The 15,181-nt window shown below is 73.3% G+C and carries 16 protein-coding genes and 1 pseudogene; 5 read left to right on the forward strand and 12 right to left on the reverse strand.

Annotated elements, in window-relative coordinates; all coding sequences use genetic code 11:
- The first annotated feature begins 18 nt into the window (after positions 1-18).
- The gene (gene bfr / locus AC0VYN_RS27300; RefSeq protein ID WP_475533092.1) at positions 19-522 is read left to right on the forward strand and encodes a bacterioferritin; all 504 of its coding nucleotides are present in this window, start codon (positions 19-21) and stop codon (positions 520-522) included.
- On the opposite strand, the gene AC0VYN_RS27305 is transcribed toward bfr, so the two are convergent.
- Positions 519-752, reverse strand: a complete 234-nt coding sequence (locus AC0VYN_RS27305) for a (2Fe-2S)-binding protein (protein ID WP_385460784.1) — start codon at positions 750-752, stop codon at positions 519-521. The genes bfr and AC0VYN_RS27305 overlap by 4 nt on opposite strands.
- 172 nt (positions 753-924) lie before the next feature.
- Positions 925-2,277 carry a class II 3-deoxy-7-phosphoheptulonate synthase gene (locus AC0VYN_RS27310; RefSeq protein WP_385460781.1) on the reverse strand — a complete coding sequence of 451 codons (1,353 nt, stop codon included), beginning with the start codon at positions 2,275-2,277 and terminating at the stop codon, positions 925-927.
- Positions 2,278-2,381: 104 nt separating this feature from the next.
- Between AC0VYN_RS27310 and AC0VYN_RS27315 the strand changes: the two genes are divergently transcribed.
- Positions 2,382-2,438, forward strand: coding sequence for a trp operon leader peptide (locus AC0VYN_RS27315; protein WP_225634270.1), 57 nt, complete (start codon positions 2,382-2,384; stop codon positions 2,436-2,438).
- 104 nt (positions 2,439-2,542) lie between these two features.
- Positions 2,543-4,432, forward strand: coding sequence for an anthranilate synthase family protein (locus AC0VYN_RS27320; protein WP_475533093.1), 1,890 nt, complete (start codon positions 2,543-2,545; stop codon positions 4,430-4,432).
- Here AC0VYN_RS27320 and AC0VYN_RS27325 read toward each other — a convergent pair.
- The 4 genes from AC0VYN_RS27325 to AC0VYN_RS27340 all read right to left on the reverse strand — a co-directional run bounded on the left by AC0VYN_RS27325 (position 4,384) and on the right by AC0VYN_RS27340 (position 8,243).
- Positions 4,384-5,379: a 2-hydroxyacid dehydrogenase gene (locus tag AC0VYN_RS27325; RefSeq protein ID WP_475533094.1), complete on the reverse strand. Its 996-nt coding sequence runs from the start codon at positions 5,377-5,379 to the stop codon at positions 4,384-4,386. The two genes, AC0VYN_RS27320 and AC0VYN_RS27325, sit on opposite strands and share 49 nt — an antisense overlap.
- A gap of 111 nt (positions 5,380-5,490) precedes the next feature.
- The gene (locus AC0VYN_RS27330) at positions 5,491-6,168 is read right to left on the reverse strand and encodes a response regulator (RefSeq protein ID WP_475533095.1); all 678 of its coding nucleotides are present in this window, start codon (positions 6,166-6,168) and stop codon (positions 5,491-5,493) included.
- Entirely contained in the window at positions 6,165-7,415 is a 1,251-nt protein-coding gene (gene macS / locus AC0VYN_RS27335) for a MacS family sensor histidine kinase (RefSeq protein ID WP_385460769.1), read from the reverse strand. The genes AC0VYN_RS27330 and macS overlap by 4 nt, the downstream gene beginning before the upstream one ends.
- A 33-nt stretch (positions 7,416-7,448) precedes the next feature.
- Complete coding sequence (locus tag AC0VYN_RS27340; RefSeq protein ID WP_475537002.1) at positions 7,449-8,243, reverse strand: lysophospholipid acyltransferase family protein; 795 nt, start codon at positions 8,241-8,243, stop codon at positions 7,449-7,451.
- A 193-nt stretch (positions 8,244-8,436) separates the two neighbouring features.
- Here AC0VYN_RS27340 and AC0VYN_RS27345 point away from each other — a divergent pair, with 193 nt between their 5' ends.
- Together AC0VYN_RS27345 and AC0VYN_RS27350 are read left to right on the forward strand one after the other, a co-directional pair.
- On the forward strand, positions 8,437-9,240 hold the full coding sequence (locus AC0VYN_RS27345; protein WP_475533096.1) for an alpha/beta hydrolase: 804 nt from the start codon (positions 8,437-8,439) through the stop codon (positions 9,238-9,240).
- Positions 9,233-9,895 carry a hypothetical protein gene (locus AC0VYN_RS27350; protein ID WP_475533097.1) on the forward strand — a complete coding sequence of 221 codons (663 nt, stop codon included), beginning with the start codon at positions 9,233-9,235 and terminating at the stop codon, positions 9,893-9,895. Before AC0VYN_RS27345 ends, AC0VYN_RS27350 begins: the two co-directional genes overlap by 8 nt.
- A 30-nt stretch (positions 9,896-9,925) precedes the next feature.
- Here AC0VYN_RS27350 and AC0VYN_RS27355 read toward each other — a convergent pair whose 3' ends face one another.
- From AC0VYN_RS27355 to AC0VYN_RS27380, 6 genes and pseudogenes are all read right to left on the reverse strand, one after another.
- A complete protein-coding gene (locus tag AC0VYN_RS27355; protein WP_385460761.1) occupies positions 9,926-10,672 on the reverse strand; it encodes an endonuclease/exonuclease/phosphatase family protein in 747 nt (248 codons plus the stop codon).
- Positions 10,673-10,810: 138 nt separating this feature from the next.
- Positions 10,811-11,764: an ROK family glucokinase gene (locus AC0VYN_RS27360; protein ID WP_385460758.1), complete on the reverse strand. Its 954-nt coding sequence runs from the start codon at positions 11,762-11,764 to the stop codon at positions 10,811-10,813.
- A gap of 55 nt (positions 11,765-11,819) precedes the next feature.
- Positions 11,820-12,329: pseudogene (locus AC0VYN_RS27365) on the reverse strand (DUF5304 domain-containing protein); the annotation flags it as partial.
- 71 nt (positions 12,330-12,400) lie between these two features.
- The gene (locus AC0VYN_RS27370; RefSeq protein ID WP_475533098.1) at positions 12,401-13,582 is read right to left on the reverse strand and encodes an ArsA family ATPase; all 1,182 of its coding nucleotides are present in this window, start codon (positions 13,580-13,582) and stop codon (positions 12,401-12,403) included.
- Positions 13,583-13,658: 76 nt separating this feature from the next.
- On the reverse strand, positions 13,659-14,099 hold the full coding sequence (locus AC0VYN_RS27375; protein ID WP_385460749.1) for an SRPBCC family protein: 441 nt from the start codon (positions 14,097-14,099) through the stop codon (positions 13,659-13,661).
- Positions 14,100-14,237: 138 nt separating this feature from the next.
- Positions 14,238-14,993, reverse strand: coding sequence for a metallophosphoesterase family protein (locus AC0VYN_RS27380; protein WP_385460805.1), 756 nt, complete (start codon positions 14,991-14,993; stop codon positions 14,238-14,240).
- Positions 14,994-15,181: the final 188 nt, after the last annotated feature.

The raw sequence follows: 15,181 nt of genomic DNA on the forward strand, positions 1-15,181 counted from the left end.
TGGAAGGAGCCTTACGCGATGCAGGGCGACCCCGAGGTCCTCGAGTTCCTCAACGAGCAGCTGACCGCCGAGCTCACCGCGATCAACCAGTACTTCCTGCACTCGAAGCTGCAGGACCACAAGGGCTGGACCAAGCTCGCGGAGTACACGCGCGCCGAGTCCTTCGACGAGATGCGGCACGCCGAGCTCCTCACCGACCGCATCCTGCTCCTCGACGGCCTGCCCAACTACCAGCGCCTGTTCCACGTGCGGGTCGGCCAGAGCGTGACGGAGATGTTCCAGGCCGACCGGGAGATCGAGGTCGAGGCCATCGACCGGCTGCGCCGTGGCGTCGAGGTGATGCGGGCCAGGAACGACATCACGTCGGCCAACGTCTTCGAGGCGATCCTCGCCGACGAGGAGCACCACATCGACTACCTCGACACCCAGCTGGAGCTGATCGACAAACTGGGCGAGTCGCTCTACCTGTCGACGGTCATCGAGCAGTCCCAGCCCGACCCGTCGGGACCGAAGCTGGTCTAGGCGGCTTCCGGAATCTCCGAGAGGACCGGTTCCCCCTGGTCGGCGAGCTGCCGGCGGGGGCAGGCGCCGCGGCCGAGCAGCGCCTGGATGCGCCGCACGCAGCCGCCGCAGTCGGTGCCGGCCTTGCAGGCGGACGCGATCTGCCGGGGCGTGCAGGCGCCGGCTTCCGCGTGGCCCTTCACCTGTTCCTCGGTGACACCGAAGCAGCTGCAGACGAACACGCGGTTCACCTCCCGAGCGGGGTACTGGGTCGTGCCGTACCGACGACCGGAGACCCGACTGGTCGGTGAGGCAAACCTAACCTTACCCACCACGCGGGAGCGGCAAAAGCGGAGGGGGCGCGGATCGTATGTGACCCGCGCCCCATTCCGTGTGCCCGCCGCCCGGGTCAGGGGCGGACCGTCACTGGTCCCGGTACATCTCCGCCACCAGGAACGCCAGGTCGAGCGACTGGCTGCGGTTCAGGCGCGGGTCGCAGGCCGTCTCGTAGCGCTGGTGCAGGTCGTCGACGAAGATCTCGTCGCCACCGCCCACGCACTCGGTGACGTCGTCGCCGGTGAGCTCCACGTGGATGCCGCCCGGGTGCGTGCCGAGCGACTTGTGGACCTCGAAGAAGCCCTTGACCTCGTCGAGCACGTCGTCGAAGCGGCGGGTCTTGTGGCCGGAGGCCGCCTCGTAGGTGTTGCCGTGCATCGGGTCGGTGATCCAGGCGACGGTGGCACCGGACGCGGTGACCTTCTCGACCAGCTCGGGGAGCTTGTCGCGGATCTTGTCCGCGCCCATCCGGACGATGAAGGTCAGCCGGCCGGGCTCACGGTCCGGGTCGAGACGCTCGATGTACTGCAGCGCCTCCTCGGCCGTCGTCGTCGGGCCGAGCTTGATGCCGATCGGGTTGCGGATCCGCGAGGCGAACTCGATGTGCGCGTGGTCCAGCTGACGCGTGCGCTCACCGATCCACACCATGTGCCCGGAGACGTCGTAGAGCTGCCCGGTGCGGGAGTCGACGCGGGTGAGCGCCGACTCGTAGTCGAGCAGCAGCGCCTCGTGCGACGAGTAGAACTCGACGGTCTTGAACTCCTCCGGGTCCGTGCCGCAGGCCCGCATGAAGTTCAGGGCGCTGTCGATCTCCCGGGCGAGCTGCTCGTAGCGCTGGCCGGACGGGGACGACTTCACGAAGTCCTGGTTCCAGGCGTGCACCTGGCGCAGGTCGGCGTAGCCGCCCGTGGTGAAGGCGCGCACCAGGTTCAGCGTGGACGCCGACGCGTGGTACATGCGCTTGAGCCGCTCGGGGTCCGGGATCCGGGCCTCTTCGGTGAAGTCGAAGCCGTTGACGGAGTCGCCGCGGTAGGTCGGCAGCGTGACGCCGTCGCGGGTCTCGGTCGGCTTGGAGCGCGGCTTGGAGTACTGGCCGGCGATCCGGCCGACCTTCACCACGGGCACCGAGGCGGCGTACGTGAGCACGGCGCCCATCTGGAGCAGGGTCTTGAGCTTGTTGCGGATGTGGTCCGCGGACACCGCGTCGAAGGCCTCGGCGCAGTCGCCGCCCTGGAGGAGGAACGCCTCTCCCTTGGCGACGGCCGCCATCCGGGCACGCAGCTGGTCGCACTCGCCCGCGAAGACGAGCGGCGGATACGACTCGAGGTCCGCGATCACTGCGCGCAGAGCCTCGGTGTCGGGGTACTCGGGCTGCTGCGCCGCGGGCAGGTCTCGCCAGGTGTTGCCAGCGCTCGGGCTGGTCTTAGCGTTCACGGTCACGGCCTCAACACTACGGGGTCGGATGACCGCTCCCGGCGCATGCCCAGGGAGTGAGACACGGTGCACGCCCTGTGGACGGGCCGCGGTGGGGTACGCTGCGCCGTATGTTCGCGCACTCGACCCAGAACTGGTGGTGGACCGCTCCTCCGGCGGCCCACTGACTGCGCGTACGCAAGACTTCGCGAAGGCCGCCCGAGAGGCGGCCTTCGGTGTTTTCGCGTCCGGGCCGTTCCTCTCACCGAGAGAACGAGAAGGACACGGACCCATGTCACAGTTCGACCTGCGCGCCCTGGCCGCCGGCGACCGCCCGTTCGCCCTGCTCCGCCGCCGCACCCCGGGCCACCCGCACGACACCGTGGAACTGCTGCTCGGCCCGGTGACGGAGCACGACCGGCTCGCCGCGCTGCCCGACGAGGGGCTGGCGCTGGTGCCGTTCCGGCAGATCCGCGAGCGCGGCTTCGACGTCCGCGACGACGGCACACCGCTGCTGGTGCTGACCCCCGAGGAGCGGTACGGCATCCCGCTCGACCAGGCCTTGGAGCAGCTGCCCGCGCACGACGTGCGGGTCGAGGACGGCGGCTTCGACGTGGACGACGAGGAGTACGCGCGGATCGTCGCACGGGTGCTGGACGAGGAGATCGGGCGGGGCGAGGGCGCCAACTTCGTGATCCGGCGGACGTACGGGGGGCGCGTCCCCGGCTTCGGGCGCGCCGACGCGCTCGCCCTGTTCCGGCGGCTGCTGGAGGGCGAGCGGGGCGCGTACTGGACCTTCGTGGTGCACACCGGGTACCGGACGCTGGTGGGGGCCAGCCCCGAGGTGCACGTGCGGATGTCCGGGGGCACGGTCGTCATGAACCCGATCAGCGGCACGTACCGCTATCCCGCCGAGGGACCGTCCCCCGAGCACCTGCTGCGCTTCCTCGCCGACGGCAAGGAGATCGAGGAACTGTCGATGGTGGTCGACGAGGAGCTCAAGATGATGTGCACCGTCGGCGACATGGGCGGCGTCGTCGTCGGACCCCGGCTGAAGGAGATGGCCCACCTCGCGCACACCGAGTACGAGTTGCGCGGCCGTTCCTCGCTGGACGTGCGGGAGGTGCTGCGGGAGACGATGTTCGCGGCGACGGTCACAGGCTCGCCGGTGCAGAACGCCTGCCGGGTCATCGAGCGGCACGAGGCCGGGGGGCGGGGCTACTACGCGGGTGCGCTGGCGCTGCTCGGCCGGGACGCGGGCGGTGCGCAGAGCCTCGACTCGCCCATCCTCATCCGTACGGCGGACATCGACGCCGAAGGGCGGCTGCGGGTGCCGGTCGGCGCCACGCTGGTGCGGGGATCGGACCCTGCGGGCGAGGTCGCGGAGACGCACGCCAAGGCGGCCGGGGTGCTGGCGGCGCTGGGGGTGCGTCCCGCCCGGCCGCGTGCGGAGGCCGGGCGGCCGGGGCTGGCCGACGATCCGCAGGTGCGGGCGGCCCTGGACGGGCGCCGGGCCTCGCTGGCGCCGTTCTGGCTGCGGATGCGGGAACCGTCGGACGTGCTCACCGGGCAGGCCCTGGTCGTCGACGCGGAGGACACGTTCACCGCGATGCTCGCGCACGTGCTGCGCTCGGCCGGGCTCGGCGTCACCGTCCGGCGGTACGACGAGCCGGGGCTGCGCGAGGCGGTGCTCGGGCACGAGGGCCCGGTGGTGCTGGGGCCCGGTCCCGGTGACCCGTGCGACTCCGCCGATCCGAAGATGCGCTTCCTGCGCGCGCTGACCGCGGACGTGCTCCGGGACGGCCGGCACGGTGTCCTCGGGGTCTGCCTGGGGCACGAGCTGGTCGCGGCCGAGCTGGGTCTGGGCATCGTCCGCAAGGAGGTGCCGTTCCAGGGGGCGCAGACCGGGATCGACCTGTTCGGGCGGCGGGAGACCGTCGGCTTCTACAACAGCTTCGTGGCCCGCTGCGACGACCGGGCGGCCGCCGGGCTGGCCGCGCGCGGCGTGGAAGTGAGCCGGAGTGCCGCGCACGAGGTGCACGCGCTGCGCGGACCGGGCTTCGCCGGCGTGCAGTTCCACCCGGAGTCGGTGCTGACGCTGAACGGCGCGGCGATCGTGCGGGAGCTGACCGGTCAGGTGCGCGGCACGAGCACGTTCTCCGAGCGGCGGCCGGCCCGGTAGTCGAGGACGTTGCGCACCGTGGCGTCGACGATCTGCCGGACGGCGTCCTCGGTGTAGTAGGCCTGGTGCGAGGTGACCAGGACGTTCGGGAAGGTGACGAGGCGGGCCAGCGTGTCGTCGGCGATGGCCTCCAGGGACTTGTCGAGGAAGAACAGGCCCGCCTCCGCCTCGTACACGTCGAGGCCCACCCCGGTGAAGCGGCCGGCGCGCAGTTCGCCGACCAGGGCCGCGGTGTCGATCAGGCCGCCCCGGCTGGAGTTGACCAGGATGGCGTCGTCCTTCATCGCCTTCAGGGCGTCCGCGTCGATCAGGTGCTGGGTCTCGGCCATCAGCGGGACGTGCAGGCTGACCAGGTCGGACTCGGCGAGCAGCTCGTCCTTGGCGACGTAGCGCATGCCCAGCTCCAGGCAGGCCGGGTTCTCGGCGACGTCCCAGCCGAGCAGCCGCATGCCGAAGCCGTGGGCGATGCGGGCGAACGCCTCGCCGATCTTGCCGGTGCCGAGGACGCCGGCGGTGCGGCCGTGCAGGTCGCGGCCCATCAGGCCGTGCAGGCGGAAGTCGAAGTCGCGGGTGCGGGTGGAAGCCCGCACGATGCGGCGGTTGACGGCCATGGCGAGCGTCCAGGCGAACTCGGCGACCGAGTGGGGCGAGTAGTAGGAGACGCGGGCGACGGTCATGCCGAGCCGCTCGGCCGTGTCGAGGTCGACGTTGTTGAAGCCGGTGGAGCGCTGGGCGACCATCCGGGTGCCGCCGGCCGCGAGGATCTCCAGGACGCGTGCACCGAGGTCGGCGTTGACGGACGTGGAGACGATCGCGTGGCCCGCCGCGATGGGGGCGGTGTCCTCGGTGAGGAAGACGTCCACGCAGTGGACGCCGTCGTGGCCGAGGAACGCCTCCTCGATCAGGGGCTTCTCGTCGGCCTGGACGCCGAAGGCCAGGATCTCCATGACCGCTCCCGTTCCGCTGGGCTCCGGGCCGAATATACGGCGCCCCGTCCGCGGCCGCCGACAGGCCGGGAAAGTGCCGCCTGTGGGCGTCCGGTCACCGTCCCGATCCGGTCACGCGTCGTCCAGGCCCCGCTCTATCGCGTACCGCACCAGCTCCACCCGGTTGTGCAGCTGGAGCTTGCCGAGGGTGTTCTGGACGTGGTTCTGCACGGTGCGGTGGGAGATGACGAGGCGTTCGGCGATCTGCTTGTAGCTCAGGCCCTTGGCGACCAGGCGCAGCACCTCGGTCTCGCGGTCGGTGAGCCGGGGCGCCCCGGGCTCGCCGGTGTCCGGGGCGGGGGCCGGTTCGGAGGCGAGGCGGCGGTACTCGCCGAGGACCAGCCCGGCCAGGCCCGGGGTGAAGACCGGGTCGCCGACGGCCGTGCGGCGCACCGCGTCCTGCAGTTCCCCGGTGGAGGCCGATTTCAGCAGGTATCCGGTCGCGCCGGACTTCACCGCCTCCAGGACGTCGGCGTGCTCCCCGCTCGCGGACAGCACCAGGACGCGCAGCTTCGGGTCGGCGCCGACGACCTCCTTGCACACCTGGACCCCGGGCTTGCCGGGCAGGTTGAGGTCGAGCACGAGCACGTCGGGCGCGGCCGCCCGGGCGCGGCGCACGGCCTGTTCGCCGTCGCCGGCGGTGGCGACCACCTCGAAGCCGGACTCGGCGAGATCCCGGGCCACGGCGTCGCGCCACATCGGGTGGTCGTCGACCACCATGACCTTGATCGGATCCTGTCGCTCGGTCATCGGTCCGCCTTCCCCCGTGCGCTGCCGCCGGTGTCCATGGATGTGCCCGGCGCCTTCGGCGCCCTGAGCTCCACCTCGGTGCCCTGTCCGGGCACCGAGATCAGTTCGGCCGTGCCGCCGAGGTCGCGCAGCCGTCCCCGGATGGACAGGGCGACGCCCAGCCGCCCCTCGCCCTCGGCCTCGGCGAGCCGTCCCTCGGGGATGCCGGGGCCCTCGTCGCGGACGGTGACGATCACCTCGTCCGGCTCGTCCTCGACGAGGATCCACGCGCGCGCGTCCTCGCCGACGTGCCTGCGGACGTTGTCCAGGGCGGCGCCCACCGCGGCCGCGAGCTCCCGCGCGGCGGCCGGGGCCAGGGGCACCGGGGCGCCGGGCTCGGCGAGGTTCACGCGCGCCCCGGCGTACGGGGCCAGCAGTGCGCGCAGGTCGACGGGACCGTCCGGGGCGTCCTCGTCCGGTTCCTCCACCGCCCGTACGACGGCGCCCTCGGCGGTGTCCTCCGACACCCGGGAGACGGGGACCAGGCCGCCGGAGACCAGGGTGCGCAGCGCGACCTCCTGCTCGCCGGCCATCCGGCCCAGCTCGGCCGCCTCGCCGCCGATGACGGCGCCGCGCCGCTGCACCATGGCGAGGACCTGGAGGACGCTGTCGTGGATGTCCCGGGCGAGCCGCTCCCGCTCCCTGGTCGCCGCCTCGATCTCCAGGGCGCGGGCGAGGGTGCGCTCGGAGGCGCGGGCGACCTCGACGACGTAGCCGATGGCGATGGAGGCGACCCAGACGAGGATCACGTTGTGGACGGTGTCGCGGGCCGGGGTGCCGCGTTCGACGAGGTTGGCCACGGCGACCGGGGTGGAGGCCATGGCCGCCCAGCGCCAGCCGCCCTTGATGGCGAAGGCCAAGACGGAACCGGCGGTCCATATGGACGGCAGGGTCGGCCCGCCGTCCATGACCCGTTCGGGCGCGTCGGCGAAGGGGGTGAGCAGGATGCCGGTGAGGGCGATCGTGAGGTCGGCGGCGAGGAAGCCCCTGGTGCAGCCGGCCGCGCCCGAGACCCTGGGCAGGGTCGCCAGCGTCCAGACGAAGAGGACGGCGTAGTAGCCGACGGCGAGCCAGGGGCGGGTGAAGCCGGACCAGGCGGTGGTGAAGAAGCCGATCGCGTACAGCATGGTGAGCACCCGGTAGCCGGCGAGCGCGCGCCACAGCGGCTGCTCGACCGACATCCTCATGACTCTCTCGCGCCTGGCCATGTCCCCCCGCCCCCGGCCCCGGCCCCGGCCCGGCTAGGGCTCGGTGCTCCGCTCGGCGCCGCCGTCCCGCTCGGCCGCCTTCTCCTTCGCCGTCTGTTCCTTCTCCGCCTGCGCGAGCGCGGCCTTCGCCGCCTTGCCCGCCTCCTTCTCGGCCTTCGCCGCGTCCGCGAGCTGCCGCTTCATGGCGGTCGCGTACATGTCGACGTACTCCTGGCCGGAGAGCTTCATGATCTCGTACATGACCTCGTCGGTCACCGCGCGGAGCACGAAGCGGTCGTGCTCCATGCCCTGGTAGCGGGTGAAGTCCAGGGGCCTGCCGATGCGGATGCCGGGGCGCATCAGCTTCGGCACCACCTTGCCGGGCGGCTGGATCTTCTCGGTGTCGATCATGGCGACCGGGATGACCGGGGCGCCGGTGGCGAGCGCCACGCGCGCGAGGCCGCCGGGCTTGCCGCGGTACAGCCTGCCGTCCGGGGACCGCGTGCCCTCGGGGTAGATGCCGAACAGCTCGCCGCGCTCCAGGACCTCTATGCCGCTCCTGATGGCGGCCTCGCCCGCGCCGCGCGCGCCGGAGCGGTCCACGGGGAGCTGGCCGACGCCCTTGAAGAACGCGGCGGTCAGCCGGCCCTTGACCCCGGGCGTGTTGAAGTACTCGGCCTTGGCGATGAAGGTCACCTTGCGGTCGAGGACGGCCGGCAGGAAGAACGAGTCGGAGAACGACAGGTGGTTGCTCGCCAGAATGGCGGGGCCCTCGGCCGGGATGTGCTCCAGGCCTTCCACCCAGGGCCGGAAGGCGAGCTTCAGCGAACCCCCGACGGTGACCTTCATCGCGCCGTACAACAACCGAGTGCCTCCTGTGTCTGTGGGTCAGACCCTATCCCGGGGCACCGTCAATGGCCCCGACGGCCCTGGTCGGTGTCAGTGCGGTCGCGTACGGTGAAGTACCCGCGAGTACCGCACACGTGTCCATCGCACCCGACGGTCCGGCTGTGCCGGCCCCCTGACGACAGGAGACCGAGACGTGCCGGTCCTGCCCGGAGCCGAGCCGTTCCGCCACGAGGGCGGGGAGGCCGGCGTCCTCCTCTGCCACGGTTTCACCGGTTCCCCGCAGTCGCTGCGCCCGTGGGCGCGGTATCTCGCGGAGCGCGGTCTGACCGTCGCGCTGCCCCTGCTGCCCGGGCACGGCACCCGCTGGGAGGACATGCAGGTCACCGGCTGGCAGGACTGGTACGCGGAGGTGGACCGCGAGCTGCGCGCCCTGCGGGAGCGCTGCGCGCGCGTGTTCGTGGCCGGCCTGTCGATGGGCGGGGCCCTGGCGCTGCGGCTCGCCGCGAAGCACGGCGACGCGGTGTCGGGCGTGGTGGTCGTCAACCCGGCGAACCGGATGCACGGCGTGGCCCAGCACGCCCTTCCGGTGCTGCGCCATCTGGTCCCGGCGGCCAAGGGCATCGCCAGCGACATCGCCAAGCCGCTCAGCACCGAGCTGGGGTACGACCGGGTGCCGCTGCACGCGGCCCACTCGCTGCGCACCTTCTTCCGTCTCGCCGACGGCGATCTGCCGCAGGTCACGCAGCCGCTGCTGCTGCTGCGCAGCCCGCAGGACCATGTGGTGCCGCCGGCGGACTCGGCGCGCATCCTCGGCCGGGTGTCCTCGACGGACGTCACGGAGGTCCTGCTGGAACAGAGTTACCACGTGGCGACGTTGGACCACGACGCGGACCGGATCTTCGCGGAGAGCATCGCGTTCATCGGCCGGCTGGCGCCCGGTTCCGTCAGGGAGCCGGAGTCCGGTGCCGGTGGGGAAGGGACGACCGCAGGTGGCTGAGCACGACTCCGACCGCGAGGACCGGGAGGAGCGGGACGTGGAGCGTGAGGAGCGGGACGTGGACGGGGAGCTGGAGCGGGAGGCCGGGCGGGAGCGGCCCGAAGGCCGGGGGCCCGAGGAGGAGCGCGCGCCGGAGGAGCGGGCCGCGCCCTTCGACGAGGACGCGGCCTGGGCGGCGATCGTCGCCGGGTACGGGGAGGAGCCGCCGGACCCGGCGGGGGCCAAGCCGTTCAAGTCGGTGGAGGACCTGGCCCTGCTGGAGCCGGAGACGAACGACGACGGCCCCGAGCCGGAGCGGCCGGCCTCGGCGCGTCCGCTGGGCAGCTCCGTCGCCTTCGCCCCGGGTGTCGGGCCGCGTGACCACAGTCTCGCCGAGCCCTCCGACGGTGATCCGGGCGAGGACGACGAGGGCCACTTCGTGCCGCCCGAGCCGCCGCCGCTGCCCGAGGGCGACACCACGGCGAAGTTCGCCTGGCTGGGCGTGCTGGGCGGCCCGGTGCTGCTCCTGCTGGCGGTGGTGCTCGGCTGGGACATGACCTGGTGGCTGACGACCCTGAGCCTGGGCGGCTTCCTCGGCGGCTTCGCCACGCTGGTCATGCGGATGCGGACGGGCGACGAGGACGACGACGACCCGGGGCGGGGCGCGGTGGTCTGAGGCCGGGCTCGGCCCGGGCGCCGGATGGGCTCAGGCCGCGGGCACGCGGAGGGCGGTCAGGACCGGAAGGTGGTCCGTGGCCGCCCTCAGGTCGTCCTCGGCCACCCCGGGGAGTCCCACGGGCACCCCGCAGCCCAGCACCTCGATGCCCTCGGTGGTGAACACCGCGTCGATGCGCTGGTGCGGGTCGGTGGCGGTGGAGGTGTACTCGCCGCCCCAGGGCGCGGCGGTCCAGCAGTCCCGCAGCCCGTCGCCGAGCCGCCGGAAGGTGGGGCCGCCGGGGCGTTCGTTCAGGTCGCCGCCCGCCACCACGTGCCGCACGCCCAGGGCGGCGACCCGGTCGAGGAGCAGGCCGGCCTGCGCGTGCCGCTCGTCCTTCTGCAGTGACAGGTGGCAGCTCACGACGCCGAGCCGGGCTCCGCCGAAGCGGACCACGGCGGTGGCGAGTCCGCGGCGGTGCAGGCCGGGGGTGAGCGGGAGCAGTACGTCCTCGGTGCGCTCCACGGTGGCCCGCAGGGAGCACAGCAGCGCCGGCCCGGCGGCCGTGGCGCCCCCGGAGAGGAGCACCAGTCCGGAGGCGGCGGCGAGCCGGGTGAGCTTCTTGCGCCAGCGGAAGAAGCGGGGGGCCTCCTGGAGGAGGACGAGGTCGGGGGCGCAGGCGGCGATCACGCGGGCGAGGGCGTCGGTGTCGTCGCGCATCGAGCGGATGTTGTAGCTGAGGACCCGGACGACGGCGGAACCGTCGGGTTCGGTGCGGGAGTTGGGGAGCGGCTCCATGTGGATCACAGTACGCCCAACGGCTCGGGGCGCGAGGAGCGTGGGCGGCTGTCGGTACGTCGTGGCCTGTCGCGCCCGTGGGGCGGAGTCCCGAATGGACTCCGCCCCGCGCCCCCGCAGGCGTGTGGTGAGCGTCGTTTACATGATCGGGTCGGGCTCGCGGGCCAGGTCGGCCGCGCCCACCAGGCCGGCCTTGTTGCCGAGCTGGGCGGCGATCACGTCGGCCACCGGACGCCAGTTGCCGCCGACCAGCCAGCGCTTGTACGACTTGCGGATCGGGTCGAGGACCAGGTCGCCCTCGTCGGACAGGCCGCCGCCGACGATGAAGGCGGACGGGTCGAAGAGCGAGGCCAGGTCGGCGAGGCCGGCGCCGGCCCAGCGGGCCAGCTCGCGGTAGGAGTCGACGGCGACCGGGCAGCCCTGCCGGGCGGCGACCGAGATGTGCTTGCCCTCGATGCCGTCGGGCGTGCCGTCGCCGAGCGCGAGCAGCACCTCGGCGCGCTCGGGGGTGGCGTTGGCGCGCTGCTTGGCGTAGCGCACGAGGGCGCGGCCGGAGGCGTACTGCTCCCAGCAGCCCTGCGAGCCGCAGCCGCACAGCAGTCCGTCCGGCACCATGCGGATGTGGCCGAACTCGGCGGCCACGCCGAAGTGACCGCGGCGCAGCTTGTTGCCGATGATGATGCCGCCGCCGAGGCCGGTGCCGAGCGTGATGCAGATGACGTTGCGGTGGCCCTTGCCGGCGCCGAACTTGTACTCGCCCCAGGCCGCGGCGTTGGCGTCGTTCTCCACGACGACCGGGAGGCCGACGCGGGCCTCGACCTTCTCCTTGAGCGGCTCGTTGCGCCAGTCGATGTTCGGCGCGAAGTAGACCGTCGAGCGCTGGCGGTTGACGTATCCGGCGGCGCCGATGCCCACGCCGACGATCTCGTGCCCAGCGCGTGCGCCCTCCACCGCCGAGGCGATGGCGTCCACGATGGCCTCGGGTGTGGTGGGGGTCGGCACCTTGAAGGTCGAGAGGATGTTGCCTTCCTCGTCGACCACGCCGGCCGCGATCTTCGTGCCGCCGATGTCGACGCCGATGGTGAGTCCCATGAATCCCTCAGTTCCGGTCGAGCCCCGCTACGGCCAACCGTACCCGAGGGGGGCCTCAGTCCAAGTCGATACGCTGCCCCGGGCCGGTGCCCCCGTCGCCGTCGTCGCCGGGTTCGTCCAGGTCACGGGGGTCGGCGGCGTCGGTGGCCCGGGCGGTCCAGCGACGCTCCTGGTTCTGGACGGCGGAGCGGTAGGCGGCGAGGAGCTCGCCGCCGGCCGCCGCGAGGTGGTCGAAAACATCTGGATTGCGCTCGATGACCGGTTCGACGGCGGCCTTGGCCTGCTGGACGACCTGACGGACCACCTGCTGGGCGGCCGGCCCGGCGACCTGGCCGAGCAGCGGGGACTGGAGGCCGGACAGCTTCTCCGCGACCGTGTCGACGAGCCGGCGCAGTTCCTCGGCGGCCGACCCCGGCTGCGGCCCGTACTCGGACCGGCGGCGGGCCTTCTCGGCCTCCAGGTCCTCCGCGCAGGCGGTCGCCCACGCGTCGGTGTCGGACGCCCGCGCCTCGCCGGCCGGCCCTACCGCGTCGGCCGCGTCGTGGCGCGCGTCCTCGGACGGGGGAGCTCTTCGCTCATGACGGACTCCTGACTACGGTTCGTCCCTCCGACGTTACCCGAACGGGCGCGGCGGGATCAGCGTCCGCGCGGCCACAGCCGGGGGTCCGGCGCGAACCGCACGGCGAGGGTGCCCTCCCGCAGGGCGGCCCCGTCGACGGTGCAGCGGCGCAGCGCGGACGGCAGCGGCACGATCCGGCGGAACGGACCGGCGGTGACGACGAGTTCGTCACCGCGCCGGACGAGGTCGAGATCGTCGCGTATGGCACCGGGCAGCGGGATGTGCCAGACGAGCACGCCGTCGTCGGCCAGCCGGTCGGTGACGGGCCACTCGACCGGGGCGGCGGGCCGGCCGGCGCCCGGCGCGCCGAGGGCGGCCAGGTCGTCCGCGCCCCGCGGGTCACGTCCGAGGTGGGTGACGGTCCGGACGTCGTACGCCTCCTCCCACGCCTCCAGCGCCTTGCGCTGCTGGGCGAGGGGGCCGGCGGACCAGCCGTCCGCGAAGGCCTCCTCGGGCAGGACGCGGTTGGCGACCAGCAGGTCGGTGCGCAGGCCGCGCAGGGCGAGGCCGAGGCCGGCGGTGCGCACGGCGTCCGCACCGGCGGGTCCGGGCTCGGCGACGAGCCGCACCACGGTGTTCCGGTCGGCGAGGACGGCCTCGGCGGCGGCCAGCTCCAGGTCCCAGCGGGCGGCGGCCTCGTACAGCGACTCGGCGGGCAGGGGGACGCCCGCGAGCCGGCCGAGGACGGGCCGCAGGGCGCGGGCGGCCTGCCGCTCGGGCGGGAGCAGGCGGCGCAGGTAGCGGCGCAGTTCCTCGGGGAGGGCGAGCAGGGCAAGGGCGCGGGGGGCGGGCGGGAGGTCGACGACGACGAGTTCGTGGGAGCCGGGGCCCTCGGCGAGGGCGGCGTCGCGCAGGGCGCGCAGCAGGGCGAGTTCCTCGGCGCCGGGCAGCGGGGTGAGCTCCTCGGCGTCCAGGCGGGCGGCGCCGAGCAGGCCGAGGGCGGAGGCGGCGCGGTCCTGGAGGGCGGCGAGGCCGTCCCGGAAGCCCCGGGCGGCGTCGGGCCGCCGGACGGTGAGGCCTGGTTCGACGGGGGCCGGTTCCGGGCCGGTGCGCATCCCGAGCGCGGCGCCGAGGGTGTCGTCGCGGTCGGCGCCGAGCAGGAGGGTGCGGGTGCCGGCACGGGCGGCGGCGAGCGCGGTGGCGGCCGCGACGGTCGTACGACCGCTGCCGCCCGGACCCGTGATCAGGATGGTGCGCATGAGGCTGAACGCTACCGCCGCCCCCGCGCCGGACCGCCGCGCCGCTCCCCGCCGCGTGCCCGCCCCGGCCGGCCGACTACTTCGGGGCCGACTCCACGCGCTTCTTCAGGCCCGCCAGCGCGCGGTCGATGATGACCTTCTCGGCCTTGCGCTTGATCATGCCGAGCATGGGGATCTTGACGTCGACCGTGAGCCGGTACGTGACCTCCGTGCCCGATCCGGCCGGCCGGAGCAGGTAGGAGCCGTCGAGCGAGCGCAGCATCTGGGACTTGACCAGCGTCCAGGACACCTCGTGCGCACCGGTCCAGGTGTACGCCAGCGTCTGGTCGTCCTTGATCGCCCCGGCGTCCATGACGAGTCGGACCTGCTCGGCACGCCCCTGCGCGTCGGCCGCGAGGACCTGTGCCTCCTTCACCTCACCGGTCCAGTCCGGGTAGCGGGCGAAGTCGGCGATCACCTCCATGACGTCGGCCGGTGCCGCCTCGATCGTGATGCTCGAGCTGGTGTGTTCCGCCATCGCCGTGGCTCCTCCAGATGCGGGCCGGTACTGAGGTACGCCGTGCGCCGGAGCGCGCACGCGTGTGCCGCGTGAAGGCTATCGCGCACCGGAGCGGCGGATGTCACCACCTGCCTGCGACAGTCCGGCCGCGCGGGCTCACCACTCCAGCGCCCACGGCTTCCCCGTCGACGCGAAGTGGCCGACGTTCACGCACTCGGTCGCCCCGATCCGCATCCGCCGCACCAGCGGCTGGTGCACGTGGCCGAACAGGGCGTAGCGCGGCCGGGTCCGCCGGATCGCGTCCAGCAGGGCGCGGCTGCCGCGCTCGAAGCGCCGCGCCACCGTGTCGTAGACCAGTTCCGGCACCTCCGGCGGGATGTGCGTGCACAGCACGTCCACCTCGCCGACGGCCTCGATCTTCGCGGCGTACTCCTCGTCGCCGATCTCGTACGGCGTGCGCATCGGGGTGCGCAGGCCGCCGCCGACGAAGCCGAAGACCCGGCCGCCGATCTCGACGCGCTCGCCGTCCAGCACGGTCGTGCCCGGTCCGGCGTACTCCGGCCACAGGGGCGGCATGTCGACGTTGCCGTAGGTGGCGTACGTCGGTGTGGGGAACGCGGCGAACAGCTCGGCGTACTGCCCGCGCACCGCCCGCTCGATCAGCGCGCCGCGGTTCTCGCCGACGCCCGCCCACAGCCGGGCCCCCAGCTCGCGGGCCTCGGCGAAGCGGCGGGCGGTGCGCAGCTCGACGATGCGGTCGGCGTTGGCCTCGCCGAACAGGTCCGGGAAGATGCCGCGCGAGTGGTCGGCGTAGTCGAGGAAGAGGACCAGGTCCCCGAGGCAGATCAGGGCGTCGGCGCCCTCGCCGGCCCTGGCCAGGTCGCGCGCGTTGCCGTGCACGTCGCTCACCACGTGGACGCGCGTCGTCGTGTTGCCGGCCGGTGTGGGTGCCATGGCGATCAAGGGTAAGTGTGCGCGTCCCGCGTGAACAGTGGGGGCCGGACCTGCGGTTACTGGCTGGTCGCCCCGGGTGTCGACTACTCTGCGCCAAGGAAACCCCATCCGTGTGACGCAGCGAACATCTCGCGGGGACCCCCTGT

The organism is Streptomyces sp. 63XJN7_1_ISO-PGPR-S23-121 (assembly GCF_056173025.1).

Excerpts from the sequence above, each read along its gene's own strand:
- bfr (WP_475533092.1), top strand. The coding sequence starts at position 19 with ATGCAGGGCGACCCCGAGGTCCTCGAGTTCCTCAACGAGCAGCTGACC.
- AC0VYN_RS27320 (WP_475533093.1), top strand. The coding sequence starts at position 2,543 with ATGTCACAGTTCGACCTGCGCGCCCTGGCCGCCGGCGACCGCCCGTTC.
- AC0VYN_RS27325 (WP_475533094.1), bottom strand. The coding sequence starts at position 5,379 with ATGGAGATCCTGGCCTTCGGCGTCCAGGCCGACGAGAAGCCCCTGATC.
- AC0VYN_RS27330 (WP_475533095.1), bottom strand. The coding sequence starts at position 6,168 with ATGACCGAGCGACAGGATCCGATCAAGGTCATGGTGGTCGACGACCAC.
- macS (WP_385460769.1), bottom strand. The coding sequence starts at position 7,415 with ATGGCCAGGCGCGAGAGAGTCATGAGGATGTCGGTCGAGCAGCCGCTG.
- AC0VYN_RS27340 (WP_475537002.1), bottom strand. The coding sequence starts at position 8,243 with ATGAAGGTCACCGTCGGGGGTTCGCTGAAGCTCGCCTTCCGGCCCTGG.
- AC0VYN_RS27355 (WP_385460761.1), bottom strand. The coding sequence starts at position 10,672 with ATGGAGCCGCTCCCCAACTCCCGCACCGAACCCGACGGTTCCGCCGTC.
- AC0VYN_RS27360 (WP_385460758.1), bottom strand. The coding sequence starts at position 11,764 with ATGGGACTCACCATCGGCGTCGACATCGGCGGCACGAAGATCGCGGCC.
- AC0VYN_RS27370 (WP_475533098.1), bottom strand. The coding sequence starts at position 13,582 with ATGCGCACCATCCTGATCACGGGTCCGGGCGGCAGCGGTCGTACGACC.
- AC0VYN_RS27375 (WP_385460749.1), bottom strand. The coding sequence starts at position 14,099 with ATGGCGGAACACACCAGCTCGAGCATCACGATCGAGGCGGCACCGGCC.